An 18,349-nucleotide genomic window follows, 5' to 3' on the forward strand; every position below is an offset into this window, starting at 1 on the left:
CGATCGGAGCTTGATGACCCTCTCCATGCTGTACGGCGAGCCGCGCGTCATCACGGTGGGCGCGCAGGTGCTGGGCGAGGCGCTGGACCGGCAGGCCGTGCCGCGGCGGGAGGTCGACTGGCGGCCGCCGCTGCCGGGCGCCTCGGCGGCCCTCGCGCGGGTGCTGGCCGACCCCCGGCGCGAGAGCGCCAACGCCACCGCCGTCGGGCGGATGCTGTCCGCGCGGCCCATGCTCACCGGCGTACGTCCGGCACGTGAGGTTCTCGGCCTGGGGGCCGGGGAGTTCTTCCACGCCGGTCCGCCGATCACCTGGGAACGGGCCTCAGGCCCGATGCGGGGGGCGCTCGTCGGGGCGATGCTGTTCGAGGGCCTGGCGGCCACCCCCGAGGAGGCGGAGGACCGCCTGGCCTCCGGCGCGGGGATCACCCTCGACTCCTGCCACCACCACCGCACGGTCGGCCCGATGGCGGGGGTGGTCGGCCCGTCCATGTGGATGCTGGAGGTCGCCGACGCCGAGCACGGCGGCACGGCCTACTGCTCACTGAACGAGGGGCTGGGCAAGGTCCTGCGCTACGGCGCGTACGGGCCCGAGGTGATCGAGCGGCTGCGCTGGATGGGCGAGGTGCTCGGGCCGGTGCTGGCGGCGGCGCTGGAGCGGTGCGGCCCTCTCGACCTGCGCACGCTCATCGCGCAGGCGCTGCAGATGGGCGACGAGCTGCACAACCGCAACCGCGCCGCGACGTCCCTGCTGGTGCGCGAGATCGCGCCCGCGATCGTGGAGGCGGCTCCGCACCACGCGGCCGAGGTGCTGCGATTCATCAATGGAAATGATCATTTCTTCCTGAACGCGGGAATGGCGGCGGCGAAAGTCAGCGCCGACGCGGCGCGCGGCGTGCCCGGGTCGAGCCTGGTCGTGGCGATGGCGCGCAATGGAACCGATTTCGGAATACAGGTGTCGGGCCTCGGCGACCGGTGGTTCACCGGCCCCGCCGGCGTGCCCGACGGCCTGTACCTCGGCGGGTACGGCCCGGACGACGCCAACCCCGACATCGGCGACTCCACCATCACCGAGACGGCGGGCCTGGGCGGCTTCGCCATGGCGGCGGCCCCCGCGATCGTCCGGTTCGTCGGCGGCGAGGTGGCCGACGCCGTGGCGGCCACGACCTCGATGTACGAGATCACCATGGCCGAGCACCCGGCCTACCAGATCCCGGGGCTGGGCTTCCGCGGCACGCCGGCCGGCATCGACGTCGCGCTCGTGGCCAGGACCGGTCTGCTGCCCGTTGTGAACACCGGCATCGCGGGCAGGATCGCCGGAACCGGGCAGGTGGGAGCGGGTCTGGTCAGCCCGCCGGCCGAGGCCTTCACGGCCGCGCTCGACGCGCTGGGCGAGGCATGAATTCCCTTTGACCGTCATCAGACCGTAATATCGTCGTCAACCTCAGATATCCGATGCAATTCGCACGGTCCGGTCGGGGGATCTTGCGGAGCGAGCGTGAATTGGGGACCTAATCTATGACGACAGATCGCCTGCTCGGTATGGTCCCCCCTATGCCAGAGGGTCAGGGACCTGTGGGCCGCATCCCCGCGGGGAGCGCCCCCGAAGGGCAGGGCCGTCTCGTCGGCCGGCGCTACCGGCTGCTGTCCCCCGTGGGCCGCGGCGGCATGGGGATGGTGTGGCACGCCCACGACGTGCTGCTGGACCGGGACGTCGCGGTCAAGGAACTGCTCCTGCCGTTCGGGCTCGACAACGCCGGCGCGCAGACCGCCCATCGGCGCATGCTGCGCGAGGCGCGCTCGGCCGCCCGGCTCAGCCATCCCGGCATCGTCACCGTCCACGACGTCGTCGAGGAGGACGGGCGGCCGTGGATCGTCATGGAGCTCGTCCGCGCCTGGTCCCTGGAACAGGCCGTGCGGCAGAGCGGCCCGCTGCCGGTCGTGCAGGCCGCCGAGATCGGCATCCGGGTGCTCGACGCGCTGCGTCACGCCCACGCCGCCGGCATCCTCCACCGGGACGTGAAGCCCGGCAACGTGCTGCTCACCGCCGACCGCGTGGTGCTCACCGACTTCGGCATCGCCGCCATCGAGGGCGACGTCACGATCACCCAGACCGGGCTGCTCATGGGCTCGCCCGCCTACATCCCGCCGGAGCGCCTGCAGGGCCGCCCGATCACCCACGCCGCGGACCTGTGGTCCTTCGGCGCGACGCTGTACGCCGCCGTGGAGGGCCGCCCGCCGTACGAGGGGCCGGACGCGGTCGCCGTGCTCGGCGCCGTGCTCACGCAGGAGCCCAACCGGCCGCGCCGGGCGGGCGCGCTGCTTCCGGTCATCGAGGGCCTGCTCCGCAAGAACCCGGCCGACCGCCTTCCGGCCGCGCAGGTCGCGGAGATGCTGGAGCGGGTGCTGCACAGCCACGGCGCCGGGCTGCCGGGCCGCGCCGGCACGCCGACGTCGGTGCCGACCCCGCAGGACTCCACGCCCGCGGGGTTGCTGCCGCCGCTCGACATCCCCTCGGGGCCGCTGCCCTCGCGCATCATCGAGACGCCCTCGGGTCCGGTCCGCGTGCCGCTCACGGCGGAGAACCTCGCCCCGGGCGCGGCCACCCCGCCCGGCGCCGCGCCCCGTCCCATGGAGCCCCGTCCCATGGAGCCCCGTCCCATGGAGCCCCATGCCGGGGAGCCCAGGCCCGCCGACCCCGCGTACGAGCCTCCGGGCGCGTTCGGGCCCGTGAACGCCTTCGGGCAGACCCCTGCCTTCGAGACGGGCTTCGACCCGCTGTCGTCCCCCTCGGGGTCGACGCACGCGCCGGAGCGGCCGAAGGAGGCCATGTGGCCGACGCCCACGCCGGGCGACATGCCCGGCGACCTGGGCGGCACGCCGCGAGCGCCGCACCGGCCAGGGCAGCACGCGACGCCCCAGCAGACGGGACCCCAGCACGTGGCGCCGCAACACGGGGCGCCACAACACGCGGCGCCGCAACAGGCCGTCGCGCAGGCCGTCTCGCCGCAGACCGGCGACTCCGGGCCGATCGCGGACACCACCGGTCCGCACGGGCCCCGGGTGGGGCGCAGGCGCAAGGAGCTGGCCGACGAGATCGCCGACGGCGAGGGCCGGTCGAAGGTGCTGCTCGTCGTCGCCGCGGCGGCCGTGGTCGCGGTGATCGTCGCGATCGTGTTCGTGCTGCTGCCGAGCGGCTCGGACGACGAGACCGTGGTCTCACAGCAGGACGGCAGGTCGGGCACCACCCTCGCGCCCACCGACGCCCCCACCACGACCGCGCGCCCGCTGTCGGCCGTACGCGTGCCCGAGGGCTACCACCTGGTGACCCAGGGCGGGGTGTCGCTGGCGGTGCCGAAGGAGTGGACCTCCACGGCCGACGACGGTGTCGTCAGGCTCACGGGCCCGAAGGACAGCGGGCAGAGCATCACGATCAAGAGGATCCCCGACGGCAGCCTGGCGGCGCTGCGGTCCGCCGAGCAGAACCTGGACATCAAGGACTTCACCGACTACACGCAGGTCCAGCTGCGCCAGGTGGACTACCGCTACCCCGCGGCCGACTGGGAGTACACCTACACCAACACCAGCGAGGTCACCGTCCACGCGGTCATTCGCTACCTGGAGGCGGGCGAACGCGCCTACGCGATCATGTTCGCCTCGCCCGACTTCGACTGGAACGAGTCCGCGGCACCGGTTCGGCAGGCCCTCTGGAGCACCTTCCGCCCCGCCTGACGCCCGGTCCTCGCCGGGGCGACGCAGCAGCCCGTGCCTCGCCTCGGCGGCGTCGCGTGGCGACCTGTTCCCGCACTCTTTGGACAGAATGTCCTGATCGACCACGCGTGAATCCGGATTCCGAGGAGTGCCGGTGCGGACCTTCGAGGCGCTGCGGGAGGACGATCCCCGGCAGGTGGGGCCCTTCCGGATCGAGGCACGCCTGGGCGAGGGCGGGATGGGCCGCGTGTATCTCGGGCGTTCGCGGAGCGGGCGGGCCGTCACGGTGAAGGTGGTGCGGCCCGAGTTGGCCGGCGACGCCGAGTTCCGCCGCAGGTTCGACCGCGAGGTCGCCACGGCCCGCAGGGTCAACGGCTTCTTCACCGCGGGAGTGGTCGACGCCGACCCGCAGGGGTCGCCGCCGTGGCTCGCGACGGCGTACGTGCCCGGCATGTCGCTGGAAAACGCCGTGGACGAGCACGGGCCGTGGCCGGAGGAGTCCGTCCTGGCCCTGGCCGCCGGTCTTGCCGAGGCGCTGGAATCGATCCACGCGGCCGGGGTCGTCCACCGGGACCTCAAGCCGTCGAACGTGCTGCTGGCCGGGGACGGCCCCCGCGTCATCGACTTCGGCATCTCCCTGGCCGCCGAGGGCGGCTCGCTGACGAGGACCGGCATCACCATGGGCACTCCCGGGTTCATGTCCCCTGAGCAGCTCAAGGGCGCCCGGGTCGGACCGGCGAGCGACGTGTTCTGCCTGGGGCTCGTGCTGGCGTTCGCCGCGACGGGCACCGGGCCGTTCGGACAGGGGTCGTGGCAGGGGCTGTGGTATCGCATCGTCCACGAGGAGCCCGCCCTCCACGCGCTGCCGCCCACGGTGCGGACGCTGGTCGCGCGGTGCCTGGCCAAGGAACCGGAAGGGCGGCCGACCCTGTCGGCCGTGCTGAACGAACTGGCAGGCGGTGGCCCTGACGCCGCCTCGCCCACCCAGCAGGGCGGGTGGCTTCCCCCGACCGTGGCGCAGGCGGTGCGTACGCGCGTCGCCCCGACCCTCGCCTCGACCGCGTCGCCGGAGCCGCCGCGCTCGCCGCTGTTCGACCGGCCGGGCCCGCAGGTGCTCGCACCCGGTCCGCGGCCGGCCTTCCCCGCGCCGAACCCTCCGTACATTCCTCCCGCTCCCTACGCGGCGGGGCCCGTACGCCCGGCGAGGCCGTACGCGCCGCCGATGCGTCCCGCGGCCGGGCGACGGCCCAGGCGATACCCCGCCTGGCTGCGGCGGACCACACGCGCCTGGGCGGCCCTCTGCGGGCTCCTCATGGCCGTCGCCGCCGTGTGCGAGGTCGGCATGGGCATCTCCGCCACGCCGAGGAGCGTTTCCGGCGACGGCTCTGCGTTGACCGTCGCGCTGAACCCCGCGTTGAAGCCGGCGATCTACGTCTCCGGCGCGTCACCCGATCCGCGCTGCGAGGTCGAGAACGGCCATGGCCGGAACGCCAGGCTCGTCCGGCCGGCGGCGAGCTACCGGCCGTTCGCCACGGGCGACGCCAAGTGGCGGCTGCTCTACGAGATCCGCGCGCCGAAGACGGCCACCTACACGGTGACGTGCTCCGGCGAGGACACCGTGTTCGGCGTCGGAGCGGCGCCCTCGGCCGAGGTCCGGAGCGTCGCCGGCGCCGCCGCGGCGCTCCTGGTGCTCCTCGCCGCCTTCGGAGCGCCGGCCCTGCTTGTGGCCGCTCTCGTCACCAGGAAGTCGCGCCCGGCCCCCTGAGCCGGAAGCGCGCCCGCGCTCACTTGGCGTCGGCGTAGCAGGTGACGGCCACCGCCTCCATCGGGAAGCGGACCGTGGTGTCGCCGAACAGCAGCCGGGTCGCCTCGTGCGCCGCGCGTCCGACGGCCTCGCGGACCTCGCCCGCCACGTCGAGCGGGCAGTGCACCATCACCTCGTCGTGCTGGAAGAACACCAGCCGCGCCGGGTCCGGCAGCAGCCCGCGCAGCACGGCGAGGAGCGTCAGCGCCCACTCGGCCGCCGTGGCCTGCACGACGAAGTTGCGGGTGAACCTCCCCCGGTCCCTGGCCGCCCTGGCGCCCTCGGGACCGGCCACCAGCCGCCGCCACCGGTCCGACGGGGGCGGGCAGGTGCGGCCCAGCCACGAGCGGACCAGCCGCCCCTCCTCCCCCGCGCGTGCCGCGTCCTCCACGAACGCGTACGCCTTCGGAAACCGCTGCCGCATCACGGCCAGCAGCTTGGAGGCGTCGCCGCTGGTCCCGCCGTACATCGCGGACAGCATGGCGATCTTGGCCGACTCGCGGACCCCGCCGAACGCCTGGGCCAGCGCGGCGTACAGGTCGATCTCGCCGGCCGCCCGCGCGAGCCCCCGGTCCCCGGACAGCGCGGCCAGCACCCGGGGCTCGAGCTGCGCGGCGTCGGCGACCACGAGCGTCCAGCCGTCGTCGGCCACCACGACCCTGCGCATGACCTTGGGGATCTGCAGCGCGCCGCCGCCGCTGGTGGCCCACCGGCCGCTCACCACCCCGCCCACGACGTACTCGGGCCGGAAGCGGTCGCCGCTGACCCATTGATCGGCCCAGGTCCAGCCGTGGAAGCTGTACAGGCGGGCCAGTTCCTTGTACGCCAGCAGCGGCGCGACGGCGGGGTGGTCGACCGTCTTCAGCACGCGGGAGCGGGTGGACGGGATCTCGATCCCCGCGGTCTTGAACGCCCGGACGATCTGCTGCGGGGAGTCGGGGTTGACCAGGTGGCCGAAGGCGGCCGACACCTCGTCGGCCAGGGCCTGGAGCTTCGCGGGCCGCATGCCGTGGGCGGGGCGGGGCCCGAGCAGGTCGGTCAGCAGCGCGTCGTGGACGTCCTCGCGCCAGGGCATGCCGTCGTGGGCCATCTCGGCCGCGATGAGCGCGCCGGCCGACTCTGCGGCGACGAGCAGGCGGAACCGCCCGGGATCGGGCGTGCGCGCGACGCGGCGGCGCTGGTCCTCGAACACCTCGGCGACCATGTCGGCCTCGGGCACGCCGTGTCCCTGCGGCGCCGGGTCGAACAGGCTCGCCTGCGTGCCGCGCGCCTGATGCGCGTCAGACGCCTCGTGCGGGTCGTCGGGCACAGGGAGGCCGCGCAGGCGCGCGTAGGCCGCCTGGACCTGTCTGGGCTCCCCGTAGCGCCCGTCCGCCGCCAGCAGGAGGTTCTCGGTCAGCACGACGTCGTGGCAGCGCGACAGCCGTACGCCGGCGGACAGGAGCGCCGGGTAGACGCGGCGCGCGTCGGCCCACACCCAGCGGGGCCGCTCGGCGGCCTCCAGCGAGCGCACGGCCGCCGCGAGATCGGGGACCCGGCTCGCCGGCTCGCCGAGGGGCTTCATGGTGCCGCCCCCCTCGGCGTCGGCCGCCACCACAACGTGCACCCCACCAGCGTGCCAGGCGGCGCCGACATTTCCCCGGCCGCGCCCGTCCGATCAGAGCGGGATCTCGACCTCGTCCTCCAGCGGCGGCTCCTCCTCCTGGGGCAGGCAGCCCGTGGCGGCGAAGCAGCGCAGCCGGAGCGTGTCGCCGGTGACCGACAGGTGGAGGAAGCTCTTGAAGAAGGGCGGGGTGTCCCAGTCGGACAGTTCTGAGATGTACCGGTGGAAGACCCGCCCCACCGGCAGGCGGAACGGCATCGGCCAGCCGCCGAGCAGCCGGGCCGCCCACTTCACCCGCGCGCCGAGCGGCGCCCCCGGCGTCGGCCGGGGCGGGGTGTTGCCGATCCGCCGGGACATCAGGGCCAGCCCCTCCTCAGGGGTGATGTAGAGCCCGCGCAGCCGCAGCCTCCTGCTGTAGAGCAGGCTGTAGAAGGACAGCGAGTCGCCGCGCAGCGGATAGCACTTGAAGTCGTCCTCGTGGACGCCGCCCGCGTCCACCCGGGGGATCGTGTGGGTGGCGTGCATGAACGCCCCGCCGCCCCCGGACACGACGTACTGGATGAGCCGTCCCTCCGCCCGGACCGGGTAGCGCTGGTAGTTGTGCACGTCGCCGCCGATGGCCGCGACGTAGTTGTGCGCGGGGTCGCGGACCACGTCGTCCACCGTGCCGCCGCCCTCGATCTCGCAGGGGTGGTAGGCGTTGTTGACGTAGATCGGCTTGCCGGTGATCAGGATCTTGGGCCGGGGGTCGGTGGAGACCCGGCGCAGCCACTCGCCCTGCTCGCGGTCGAGGGTGCCCTTGATCCCGGTGTCGATGCCGACGAGCAGCAGGCGGCCCGTGTCGATCATCCAGTAGGGCCCCGTCAGCGCCGGGCCCGGGTTGGGCCGCATCTTCCTGGCCTCGGCGAGGGCGTCCTCGTCGATCGTCTCCGGCTTCTTCCACAGCAGCCCGCGCAGCCCGTCGGGCGACAGGCGGAATCCGCGCTGTTCCGCGGACAGGGGGTGGGCGTCGCAGAAGACCCGCATGAAGCCGCCGAGCCCGTCGTACCAGTCGTGGTTGCCGGGCACGGCGAAGATCGGGGCCGGGTAGTCCTTGTAGGGCCGGAAGAACTTGTCGCCGTACTCGTTGCCCGAGCCGGTCGGGTAGATCACGTCGCTCGCGATGACGGCGAACGCGGTGTCCGCGCCGAGCTTGAGCAGCCCGGGCACCACCGCGTACTGCGAGGCGTCGCCCTCGCCGGTGTCGCCGAGCACCAGGAACGAGAACTCCTCCCCCAGGTCGAGCCTGACACGGAAGTCCGGGTCGGCGCCGCGATCGCGCTGGGCCGCCACCCAGCGGCGGCGCACCTGCGGCGAGGGGTCGCCGAACAACTGGGCGAGGACCTCGTTGCGGGACCGCCACAGCGTCGCGGGGTTCAGCCAGGTGAAGGAGTTCCGGTTGGGCCGCAGCGCGTCGAACGTGCCGATCTGCGGGCAGTCCCAGCCCGCTCCGGCCTGCGACACCCGTGACGAGACCTGCTTCCCCCGCGCGGCGGCCGCGCCCACATCGACCATGGGAACAATCTTGGCGTTTCTAGCGCCTCGATCGACAAGATTTGCCCGAACTGAGCGGTGTCCAGAGTGGTGCATCGCAAGGCGGAGGAGGAGCTCGTAGCGGAGCCTACGACCGATCTTCCCGGGCCCCGCGGGAATCCCGAGCCCGCGAGGGATTTTCGTGGGTGGGGCGACAACGTAGCGAGGTGCCGCTCTGGGCGACGCGAAGGGGCGAAGATCGGAGGGAGAGGCGTTAGGGGATCAGCACACCCGGGTTGAGGATCCCGGCGGGATCGAGCCGTTCCTTGATCCCCCGCAGGATGTCGCCGCCCAGGTCGCCGATCTCGGCGGCGTACGCCTCGCGGTGGTCGCGGCCGACGCCGTGGTGGTGCGAGATCGTGCCGCCCGCCTGCACGATCGCCTCGTTCGCCGCGCGCTTGGCGGCCGCCCACTGCCCGAGCGGGTCGCCGGTCTGCGCGGTCACCACGGTGAAGTACAGCGACGCCCCCGTGGCGTACACGTGGGAGATGTGGCACATGACCAGCGGTGAACCCAGCGCGCCGAGCAGGGCCAGCCGTACGGCGTCGTACAGGCGCGGCAGGTTCGACCAGAAGCAGGCGGTCTCCAGCGTCTCCACCGTCGCCCCTGCGGCCAGCAGGGAGTCGCGCAGGTAGGGGACGGAGAACCGGCCCTGCGCCCACTTGTCCCCCGGTTCCGGCCCGAGGTGCACCCCGCCCGCCTCCACCAGCACGGCGGAGGCGCTGTCCCGCCGGTGGGCCACGTCGCCAGGGGAGCCTTCGAAGCCCGCCACCAGCAGGCAGCCGGAGTCGCGCCCCGCCGCGCCGAGGTCGGCGGGCTTCGCCAGCCCGACCATGGTCTCGGTCTCGTCCGACAGCCTCAGCACCGTGGGCGGCGGGGCCTCCTGCTGCGCGAGCCGCCGCATGGCGGCCGCGCCCTCGGCGAAGGTGGCGAAGCGCCAGCCCTCGTACGTCCTGACCTCCGGGGCCCGGCGGACGCGCAGCCGCAGCGAGGTGATCACCCCGAAGGCGCCCTCGGAGCCCAGGAACACCTGGCGCAGGTCCGGCCCGGCGGCCGACCTGGGCGCACGGCCGAGCTCCAGCGTGCCCCGGGGCGTCGCGACGGTCATGCCGGCGACCATGTCGTCGAACCTGCCGTACCCGGCCGAGGCCTGCCCGCTGGACCTGGCCGCCGCGAACCCGCCCAGCGTCGCGTACTCGTACGACTGGGGGAAGTGCCCGAGCGTCAGCCCGTGCGCGGCGAGGAGCTGCTCGGCCTGCGGCGCGCGCAGGCCCGGCTCCAGCTCGGCGATCATGGACACGGGGTCGACGGAGACGAGCCGGTTGAGCCGGGCCAGGTCGAGCGCGACCACGCCGGTGAAGCCCCGCCGGGCCGCCACGAGGCCGCCGACCACCGAGGTGCCCCCGCCGAACGGCACCACGGCCACCCGCTGCTCCGCGCACACGCGCAGCACGGCGGCCACCTCGTCGTGCGAGCCGGGGAGCACGACGGCGTCGGGCGCGTCCGAGGCGTCCCCCGCGCGCATGAGCAGCAGGTCGGGGGTGGACTTGCCCCGGGTGTGCCGGATGCGGGCGTCGTCGTCGGCCCGCACGTTCCCGTCCCCTGCGATCGCGGCCAGCGCGGCCAGGACGGGCGGCGGCAGCGTCACCGGCGGCAGCCGCACCTCGCCGAACGTCGCCGCCGGTGTCGCGGGCGCCCGGACGCCGAGGAGCTCCGCGAGCAGGTCGCGCACCGGCGCGGGCAGCTCGGCGGCCTTGGCGGGATCGCCCCAGCCCGACCAGAGCATGGGTTCCGCCGCGGTGAGAGGGGTTTCCATAGCCGTCGCGCCTCCAGGTAGGTTACTAGAGGGTAATGCGGAAGTAGTGGAGGGGACATGAACTCCTCACTGAACGCGGCCAGGCGCCGGTGGGAGCTCGACGAGGCGGGCACGGACGTCGTGGACGTGCTCGTGGTCGGCCTGGGAGCGACGGGAGCCGGGGCCGCGCTCGACGCCGCCTCGCGCGGGCTGTCCGTGGTCGCCGTGGACGCTCACGACCTGGCGTTCGGCACATCTCGGTGGAGCTCCAAGCTGATCCACGGCGGGCTGCGCTACCTCGCGAGCGGGCAGGTCGGCGTGGCATGGGAGAGCGCGGTGGAGCGCGACGCCCTGCTGCGCTTCACGGCGCCTCATCTGGTCGCCGCCCACCCGTACCTGCTGCCGCTGACGCCGGCCGTCCCCCGGGCCCAGGCCGCGACCCTCATGGCCGGCTACCGCCTGGGCGACGCGCTGCGGGCCGCCGCGGGCACGCCGCGGCGCCTGCTGCCCGGCCCCTCGCGGCTCGCGGCCGGCCGGGCGCTCGCGCTCGCCCCGTCGCTGCGCGCGGACGGCCTGCGCGGGGCTCTGCTGTCGTGGGACGGCCGGGTGGTGGACGACGCCCGCCTGGTCGTCGCGCTGGCGCGTACGGCCGCCGCCCACGGCGCGCGGATCCTCACCCGGTGCCGGGCGCTGGCCCTCGCCGGGGACGGCGCCCGGGTGCGCGACGAGCTGACCGGCGGCGAGTTCGACATCCGGGCCCGTGCGGTGATCAACGCGACCGGCGTGTGGGCCGGGGAGCTGACGCCGTCGGTGGCGCTGCGTCCCTCGCGGGGCACGCACCTCGTCCTGCGCCCCGGGGCCCTCGGCGCGCTGCGCGCGGGGCTGCACGTGCCGATCCCCGGCGAGCGCGCCCGCTTCGCGCTGGTGCTCCCCCAGGCCGACGGGCGGGTCTACGCCGGGCTGACGGACGAGCCGCTCGACGGCCCGATCCCGGACGTCCCCGAGGCCCCTGAGAGCGACGTCGCCTTCCTGCTCGAGGTCATCGGGACGGCGCTGGACCGGCCGCTGTCCCGCGCGGACGTCGCCGGCGCCTTCGCCGGGCTGCGGCCCCTGGTGGACACGGCGGACACGGCCGACGCACCGGACTCCGCCGGCGGCCGGACGTCCGACCTATCCCGCCGCCACGCCGTGCTGCGCTCGCCGGACGGCGTCGTGACGGTCGTGGGCGGGAAGCTCACGACGTATCGGCGGATGGCTGAGGACGCCGTCGACGCCGCCTGCCCCCACGCCCGCGCGAGCCGTACGGCGCGGCTTCCCCTCGTCGGGGCCGGGCCGGTGCGTCCGGGCGCGCCCGGACGGCTGGCCCTCAGGTACGGCTCGGAGGCCTGGGCGGTGCGCGACCTGATGCGCGAGGACCCGGCCCTGGCCGAGCCGGTGGCGCTGGGGATCACCCGGGCCGAGCTGGTGTGGGCCGTGCGCCACGAGGGCGCCCTGGACGCCGGCGACCTGCTGGACCGGCGGACCAGGATCGGGCTGGTGCCCGAGGACCGCGCGGCGGCCCTCCCCGCCGCCGAGGCCGCCCTGGCCTACTCCTGAACGGCGCCCATCCCTCCGGCACCGCCCCTGTCTGGTTCTCGATCGCCGCCGTACATACCGGCAGTATCCGGACATTTACGGATTTAACGTGGATTTACACCCCCGCCCCCGCGACCTCTGACGCAATTGGTTAAGGTTAGTCTTACCTAAGAAACACGAGTGAAGGACGGGACCGGATGGCCAACGGGTGCGAGCACCCCGCCGCCTGCCACACAGGGGAGGCGCCGATCCTGGCGAGCGCGACCAGGAAGGGCCGGCTCTGGCTGCTCATCGAGCACGCGGGGCCCTGGGCCGCGGAGCTGGAGGAGTGCCGGCTGCCGAATGACGTCCACCGGCTGATCTCCCGCGCCAGGGCTCTTGACATCCGGCCGCAACTGATCCGCCGGCCCGGCCGCCGCGAGGCCCTCACGGGCCCCCTGCACGTCTACGTCGCCGCGTCCGCCGTGGACGATCCGTGGCTCGCCGAGGGCTTCGTGGAGCGCCCCGACGATCTTGACCTGGGCGCTCTCGTGCACGGAGTGGTTCCGGAGTCCTGCATACTGGTGAACGAGCCGATGTACCTGGTCTGCACGCACGGCAGGCACAACGCGTGCTGTGCGCGTCTTGGACTCCCGCTGGCGCGGTTCCTCGACGAGAACCTGCCCGGCGAAGTGTGGGAAACCACACATGTCGGCGGCGATCGATACGCCGCCAACCTCGTATGCTTGCCACACGGGCTTTACTACGGCAGCATGTCTCAGGCTGCTGCGATCGCGGCGGCAAACGCGTACCGGCACGGCGAGGTCGTCCTCGACCGTTTCCGGGGACGCGCGGGTATCCCTGAGCCACTGCAGGCCGCCGAGCACTTCGTCCGGGCGCATACCGGCGAGATCTCGGTCGGCGGGGTGGCCGTGGAATCCTCCCGGTCGGTTGACGACACCACGATCTGCGTCGTGCGACGCACGACGGAGCGTGGGACGTCGCGATTCCGGGTCGTGGTCGAGCCCACGGTGTTCACCGCACCGTGCGGGTTGACCTGCGCCGACGGAATCCCGACCTACAGGTTGGCCGAACTGAGCGAGCTCACGCCGGTATTGACCTGAGGGCTCCGCCCCGGAGCCGGGAACACCACGGCCCATCCCGGCGTTGGCACAAGGGACGCCACAAGCGTCCAATGCGGCACAAACACTGAAATACCTCTCACCAAAGGTGGTTTCTCATGTCTCAGGTACGTCGGCAGCTCGCCCGCCCGCGCCCCAGCTGGGGTTGGCAGGATGATGCCGCGTGCCGGGGAGAGGACCTGGTGCTGTTCTTCGGTCCTGACGGCGAGCGTCAGCCCGAGCGCGACATCCGGGAGCGCAAGGCCAAGGCCATCTGCGCTCAGTGTCCTGTGCGAGCGGAGTGCCTCGACTACGCGCTCTCCCGTCCGGAGAAGTACGGCACGTGGGGCGGCCTCAACGAGGACGAGCGCGCGTCCGAGCGTCGCCGTCGTATGCGTCGCGCCGCCAGCGCCGGAATCAGCGCCGTCGCCTGAGCGTTTCCCCCTTCCCCGACACGCGTCACCGCTGGGCGCTTCGCGTCCCGTCCCCCCTTGGGCGACGGCGCACGCGGAGCGCCCTTCAGGTCTCATCCGTCCCTCCGCGCCCCGCGGCGGCCAGCAGGCCCAGCACGTCGTCATCGGTGAGCTGGCCGAACCGCCGATACCACTGGCCCACCGCGCGGAAGTTCTCCGGCGTGGCCGGCACGACGACCTCGTCCGCCTCGCCCCGCAACGCGTCCACCGTCTCCGGAGCGGCGACCGGCACCGCCAGCGTCACGCGGCCCCGCCCCGCCTGGATCGTCCGTACGGCCCGCAGCGCCGCGCGTGCCGTGCCTCCGGTCGCCAGGCCGTCGTCCACCACGATCACGTCACGGGCGCGCAGTTCCGGCAGCGGCCGGTCTCCCCGGTAGACCCGCACCCGCCTGGCCAGCTCACGCCGCTCCCGCCCGGTCACCTCCGCCACGTCCTCCGGCTCCAGGCCGAGCCGGTCGAGCATCTCGGAGTCGAACACGGGCCGCCCGCCCTCGGCGATCGCGCCGACCCCGAGCTCGGGCCGGGCCGGATGCCCGATCTTCCGGGTCACCAGCACGTCGAGCGAGGCGCGTAGCCGCTCCGCGATCGGCGCGGCCACCGCCACGCCGCCGCGCGGCAGGGCGAGCACCACCGGATCCCGCGGGTTCATGCCCCACAGGACCTCGGCGAGCAGCTCACCCGCCTCTGCGCGGTCGGCGTACGGCAGCCGCACCCGCATCGTCTTCACGCCTCGGTCATACCCACCCGAAACGTGAGGCACCCGAGCCTACGGGCGGCTCATTCCCCGCATCTGCTTGTGGATGGTCTTCCACTTGCGGGTCTCCTCGGCGCGCAGCCGGGCGTCGGTGCGGCGGGCCATCCAGGCGGCCTCGCGCTGAAGCCTGTTCCAGCTCTCCAGCCGCCGCTCGGGCAGCTCGCCCGACTCGACCGCCGCCAGCACCGCGCAGCCCGGCTCCTCCTGGTGCCGGCAGTCGGAGAACCGGCAGCCCTCGGCCAGCTCCTCGATGTCGGAGAAGACCAGGTCGACGCCCTCGCTCATCTCGTACAGCCCGACGCGGCGGATGCCGGGGGTGTCGATGACGAGCCCGCCGCCGGGCAGCGGGATGAGCTGCCGGTGGACGGTGGTGTGCCTGCCCCGCCCGTCGGCGGCCCTGACCTGCTGGGTCTCCATGACCTCCGCGCCGGCGAGTGCGTTGACGAGCGTGGACTTGCCCGCGCCCGACGGGCCGAGGATCACCGCGGTCCCCGAGGGGCCGAGGTGGGCGCGCACCAGGTCCACGCCGTCGCCGGTGAGCGAGCAGACCGGGTGGACGTCGACGCCCGGCGCCGCCGCAACGACGTCGGCGAGGAGATCGTCCAGCCCCAGGTCGAAGAGGTCGGCCTTGGTGACGAGCACGACCGGCCGGGCGCCGCTCTCCCAGGCGAGCGCCACGAGGCGCTCGATCCTGCCGAGGTCCGCGAAGTCCGTGGCGTGCATGGACGGCTCGGCCACGAAGACCACGTCGACGTTGGCGGCCAGGACCTGGCCCTGGCCGTCGCCCGACAGCCCTCCGCGCGAGTCGCGGCTCACGCCGCCCCGGACGAAGGCCGTACGGCGGGGCAGCACCTCGGCCAGTTCGTAGCGGCCCTCATCGAGCCGGGCGAGCGCGACCCAGTCCCCCACGCACGGGAGCGCGAGCGGATCGGCCGCCGCGGCCCTGCGTACGCGGGCGCCGAACCGCGCCTGATGGTTTCCGTCGGCGGCGATGACCTCGGCGGCGCCCCGGTCGACCCGCGCCACACGCGCGGGAACGGCGCCGCCGGGCAGGTCGGGAAGCTGCTCCGCGAGCCCGTCGTGCCAGCCGAGAAGAGAAAGATCGTTGAACACTGCTGGTGAACACCCTTCGGAAACCGAGTGTCCCAGCGAGAAGAGACTAGGCGGACACCCGGGAGTTGACGGACGGCATGGTCGTCAGAAAGACCCGCATAGTCCTCACCTCCCTGGTCCTGGCCGCCCGGTGGCGGCGACGGGGGAACAGTAGCAGCACCCCGGCGGCCCCGCGCAACCGATTAAATCCGTCCGGGCCCGCGGCCCCGTGGAATACGAGAACGGCTTCCCGCGACCTCGAAAGGCCGCGGGGAGCCGTCGCTCGTCGATATCGAGGATCAGGACAGGCCGGGCGCGGGGAACCGGCCGGTCAGCTCGGTGACCTCGCCGTGCACCCGTGCGATCACGTCCTCCGCGTCGCCCTTGGCCACGGCGGTGACGACCTCGTCCATCCACGCGCCGATCTGGCGCATCTCGGCCTCGCCCATCCCACGCGAGGTGACCGACGGCGTGCCGATGCGGATGCCGGACGGGTCGAACGGCTTGCGCGGGTCGAAGGGCACGGTGTTGTAGTTGGTCTCCAGGCCCGCCCGGTCGAGGGCCTGCGCGGCCGGCTTGCCCCCGACGCCCTTGGACGTGAGGTCCATCAGGATCAGGTGGTTGTCGGTGCCGCCGGAGACCAGGTCGAACCCGCGGGCGAGCAGCTCGTCGGCGAGCGCCCGGGCGTTCTTGACGATCTGCGCGGCGTACGCCTTGAACTCCGGCTGGGCGGCCTCGTGCAGGGCGACCGCGATGGCGGCGGTGGTGTGGTTGTGCGGGCCGCCCTGCAGGCCGGGGAACACGGCCTTGTCGAGCGCCTTGGCGACCTCGTCGGTGTTCGCCATGAGCATCGCGCCGCGCGGGCCGCGCAGGGTCTTGTGGGTGGTCGTGGAGATCACGTCCGCGTGCCCGACCGGCGAGGGGTGGGCGCCGCCGGCGACGAGGCCCGCGATGTGGGCGATGTCGGCCGCGAGCACCGCGCCGACCTCCTTGGCGATCTCGGCGAAGGCCGGGAAGTCGATCGTGCGCGGGATCGCGGTGCCGCCGCAGAAGATCAGCTTGGGCCGGTGCTCGAGCGCCAGCGCGCGCACCTCGTCCATGTCGATGCGGCCGGTGTCGCGGCGCACGCCGTAGCGGACCGAGTTGAACCACTTGCCGGTGGCGGACACCGACCAGCCGTGGGTGAGGTGGCCGCCGAAGGGCAGGCCCATGCCGAGCACGGTGTCGCCCGGGTTCAGGAACGCCAGGTAGACGGCGAGGTTGGCGGGCGAGCCCGAGTAGGGCTGGACGTTGGCGTGGCTCACGCCGAAGACCGACTTGGCCCGCTCGATCGCCAGCGTCTCGATCTTGTCGATGACCTGCTGGCCCTCGTAGTAACGCTTGCCCGGGTAGCCCTCGGAGTACTTGTTGGTGAGAACGGTCCCGGTGGCCTCCAGGACGGCCCTGGACACGTAGTTCTCGGACGCGATCAGCTTGACGGTGTCGGCCTGCCGCCGCTCCTCCGCCCTGATCAGTTCGGCGATCTCGGGATCGACGACGTTCAGCGAGTTCCCAGCCATGGCGCCTTCCTTCTCCACGTCGACGGCGGCGGCGACCCAGGCGCACGGCCTCCGCAGATTCGCTCCCCGGTGGTGCCCCACCTGCGCCCATCGGGCGCTCCAGCGCCAGTCGCGATGCCTTCAACACTAGCGGAGCGCGCCTCGTCCGAGAGCCGCGTGCGGCCCGGAGCGAGGCTCGAAGTGACGGCGTCGTCACCCGCCCCGTTTGTGCGGATCGATCAGTCTTCCGCGACGGATTCGCCGAGTTCCGTGCCGCCCTGTCGCGTCCTGTCCGGCCGGTCCGCGCCCTCCGGCGCCGCGCCCGCGCGGCGGGTCGTCTCGGCGGGTCAGCCTTTACCGGACTTGCGGTGATGGTGCTCGTGCCTGGTGGCGCCGCCCAGCGGCCACAGCCGGTCCACCTCCGCGTTCAGCGTCGCCCCGATGAGCACGGCGAGCGCGGTGATGTAGAGCCACAGCAGCACGGCGATCGGCGCCGCGAGCGAGCCGTAGATCGACAGCGGGGTGAACCAGGCCGCCAGCACCTCGCGCAGGAACGCGGCGCACACGATCCATATCACCAGTGCCAGCACGGCCCCCGGGGTCTCGCGCCACCAGCGCGTCCGGTGCGGCACGCTCACGTGGTAGAGCAGCGTGAGCATCAGCACCGAGCCGATCACGACCACGGGCCAGTAGAGGACGGTCACGAGCGCGGCGTATTTGGGCAGGGCGTTGGACATCAGGGTCGGCCCGATGACCAGGATCGGCATGACGACCAGCCCGATCAGCAGCGCGGCGAGATAGAGGAGGAACGACAGGACCCGGGTGCGGATGATCCCCCGGGTCTCCCCCAGGCCGTACGCGATGGATATGAGGTCGACGTAGACGAACAGGGCCCGCGAACCCGACCACAGCGACAGCAGGAAGCCGACGGAGATCAGCGAGACCTGCCCGCCGCTCAGCACGTCGGCGAGCAGCGGCTTGACGACCCGCTGCACGGTGTTGTCGGTGAACAGCAACTCGGACTGGTCCACGACCCAGCGCCTGATCTCGGCGATGGCGGCGGGGCCGAGCAGCCCGCTCAGGTGGCCCATGACGCCGAGCAGCCCGAGCACGAACGGCGGCAGCGACAGCAGCGCGAAGAACGCCGCCTCGCCCGCGAGGCCGGTCACCCGGTAGTTGACGCCCGCCATCGTGGTGGCCTTGGCCAGGGACCAGAGGTTCGTGTCGCGCAGCCAGGTGAGGCGCGCCCGGGCGAGCGCCATGCCCTTGCGCGTGAGACGCCGCGGCCTGCGCGACGGCGCGTCCGTGGAGGTCATGGCACCCAACCGGTCATGA

13 protein-coding genes and 1 riboswitch are annotated in these 18,349 nt (G+C 73.4%); of the genes, 6 read left to right on the plus strand and 7 right to left on the minus strand.

Features of this window, described 5'->3' with window-relative positions; genetic code table 11:
* Positions 1-13: 13 nt before the first annotated feature.
* The 3 genes from FLW16_RS31815 (at position 14) to FLW16_RS45540 (ending at position 5,473) form a co-directional block, all read left to right on the plus strand.
* The gene (locus FLW16_RS31815; RefSeq protein ID WP_142563825.1) at positions 14-1,399 is read left to right on the plus strand and encodes a DUF1116 domain-containing protein; all 1,386 of its coding nucleotides are present in this window, start codon (positions 14-16) and stop codon (positions 1,397-1,399) included.
* A 152-nt stretch (positions 1,400-1,551) separates the two neighbouring features.
* Positions 1,552-3,729, plus strand: coding sequence for a serine/threonine-protein kinase (locus tag FLW16_RS44690; protein ID WP_221891386.1), 2,178 nt, complete (start codon positions 1,552-1,554; stop codon positions 3,727-3,729).
* 133 nt (positions 3,730-3,862) lie between these two features.
* Entirely contained in the window at positions 3,863-5,473 is a 1,611-nt protein-coding gene (locus FLW16_RS45540) for a serine/threonine-protein kinase (protein WP_260615791.1), read from the plus strand.
* Positions 5,474-5,492: 19 nt separating this feature from the next.
* Here FLW16_RS45540 and FLW16_RS31830 read toward each other — a convergent pair whose 3' ends face one another.
* From FLW16_RS31830 to FLW16_RS31840, 3 genes are all read right to left on the minus strand, one after another.
* Positions 5,493-7,118 carry a bifunctional 3'-5' exonuclease/DNA polymerase gene (locus FLW16_RS31830; protein WP_221891387.1) on the minus strand — a complete coding sequence of 542 codons (1,626 nt, stop codon included), beginning with the start codon at positions 7,116-7,118 and terminating at the stop codon, positions 5,493-5,495.
* A 51-nt stretch (positions 7,119-7,169) separates the two neighbouring features.
* Entirely contained in the window at positions 7,170-8,669 is a 1,500-nt protein-coding gene (locus tag FLW16_RS31835; RefSeq protein ID WP_142563826.1) for a metallophosphoesterase, read from the minus strand.
* Positions 8,670-8,901: 232 nt separating this feature from the next.
* Complete coding sequence (locus tag FLW16_RS31840; RefSeq protein WP_260615792.1) at positions 8,902-10,503, minus strand: FAD-binding oxidoreductase; 1,602 nt, start codon at positions 10,501-10,503, stop codon at positions 8,902-8,904.
* 57 nt (positions 10,504-10,560) lie between these two features.
* On the opposite strand from FLW16_RS31840, the gene FLW16_RS31845 reads away from it, so the two are divergent.
* The 3 genes from FLW16_RS31845 (at position 10,561) to FLW16_RS31855 (ending at position 13,591) form a co-directional block, all read left to right on the plus strand.
* Positions 10,561-12,078: a glycerol-3-phosphate dehydrogenase/oxidase gene (locus FLW16_RS31845; protein WP_142563827.1), complete on the plus strand. Its 1,518-nt coding sequence runs from the start codon at positions 10,561-10,563 to the stop codon at positions 12,076-12,078.
* 176 nt (positions 12,079-12,254) lie between these two features.
* Positions 12,255-13,160, plus strand: a complete 906-nt coding sequence (locus FLW16_RS31850; RefSeq protein WP_142563828.1) for a sucrase ferredoxin — start codon at positions 12,255-12,257, stop codon at positions 13,158-13,160.
* A gap of 116 nt (positions 13,161-13,276) precedes the next feature.
* A complete protein-coding gene (locus FLW16_RS31855; RefSeq protein ID WP_076434697.1) occupies positions 13,277-13,591 on the plus strand; it encodes a WhiB family transcriptional regulator in 315 nt (104 codons plus the stop codon).
* 85 nt (positions 13,592-13,676) lie between these two features.
* Here the strand turns inward: FLW16_RS31855 and FLW16_RS31860 are convergent, their stop codons facing one another.
* The 4 genes from FLW16_RS31860 to FLW16_RS31875 form a co-directional block, all read right to left on the minus strand.
* Positions 13,677-14,348 carry a phosphoribosyltransferase gene (locus FLW16_RS31860; RefSeq protein ID WP_185949687.1) on the minus strand — a complete coding sequence of 224 codons (672 nt, stop codon included), beginning with the start codon at positions 14,346-14,348 and terminating at the stop codon, positions 13,677-13,679.
* A 48-nt stretch (positions 14,349-14,396) separates the two neighbouring features.
* The gene (rsgA, locus tag FLW16_RS31865; protein ID WP_185949682.1) at positions 14,397-15,497 is read right to left on the minus strand and encodes a ribosome small subunit-dependent GTPase A; all 1,101 of its coding nucleotides are present in this window, start codon (positions 15,495-15,497) and stop codon (positions 14,397-14,399) included.
* Positions 15,498-15,775: 278 nt separating this feature from the next.
* The gene (glyA, locus tag FLW16_RS31870; RefSeq protein WP_142563830.1) at positions 15,776-17,035 is read right to left on the minus strand and encodes a serine hydroxymethyltransferase; all 1,260 of its coding nucleotides are present in this window, start codon (positions 17,033-17,035) and stop codon (positions 15,776-15,778) included.
* Positions 17,036-17,062: 27 nt separating this feature from the next.
* Positions 17,063-17,158, minus strand: a riboswitch (ZMP/ZTP riboswitch).
* A gap of 203 nt (positions 17,159-17,361) precedes the next feature.
* The gene (locus FLW16_RS31875; RefSeq protein WP_260615794.1) at positions 17,362-18,330 is read right to left on the minus strand and encodes a YihY/virulence factor BrkB family protein; all 969 of its coding nucleotides are present in this window, start codon (positions 18,328-18,330) and stop codon (positions 17,362-17,364) included.
* Between the last annotated feature and the right edge of the window lie 19 nt (positions 18,331-18,349).

The organism is Microbispora sp. KK1-11 (assembly GCF_006874435.1).
In the GTDB taxonomy this organism is placed as follows: Bacteria; Actinomycetota; Actinomycetes; order Streptosporangiales; family Streptosporangiaceae; genus Microbispora; species Microbispora catharanthi.

Coding starts and splice junctions, on each gene's coding strand:
- FLW16_RS31860 (WP_185949687.1), bottom strand. CDS start 14,348: ATGCGGGTGCGGCTGCCGTACGCCGACCGCGCAGAGGCGGGTGAGCTG.
- FLW16_RS31855 (WP_076434697.1), top strand. CDS start 13,277: ATGTCTCAGGTACGTCGGCAGCTCGCCCGCCCGCGCCCCAGCTGGGGT.
- FLW16_RS31815 (WP_142563825.1), top strand. CDS start 14: ATGACCCTCTCCATGCTGTACGGCGAGCCGCGCGTCATCACGGTGGGC.
- FLW16_RS31875 (WP_260615794.1), bottom strand. CDS start 18,330: ATGACCTCCACGGACGCGCCGTCGCGCAGGCCGCGGCGTCTCACGCGC.
- glyA (WP_142563830.1), bottom strand. CDS start 17,035: ATGGCTGGGAACTCGCTGAACGTCGTCGATCCCGAGATCGCCGAACTG.
- FLW16_RS31850 (WP_142563828.1), top strand. CDS start 12,255: ATGGCCAACGGGTGCGAGCACCCCGCCGCCTGCCACACAGGGGAGGCG.
- FLW16_RS31840 (WP_260615792.1), bottom strand. CDS start 10,503: ATGGAAACCCCTCTCACCGCGGCGGAACCCATGCTCTGGTCGGGCTGG.
- FLW16_RS31835 (WP_142563826.1), bottom strand. CDS start 8,669: ATGGTCGATGTGGGCGCGGCCGCCGCGCGGGGGAAGCAGGTCTCGTCA.
- FLW16_RS44690 (WP_221891386.1), top strand. CDS start 1,552: ATGCCAGAGGGTCAGGGACCTGTGGGCCGCATCCCCGCGGGGAGCGCC.
- FLW16_RS31845 (WP_142563827.1), top strand. CDS start 10,561: ATGAACTCCTCACTGAACGCGGCCAGGCGCCGGTGGGAGCTCGACGAG.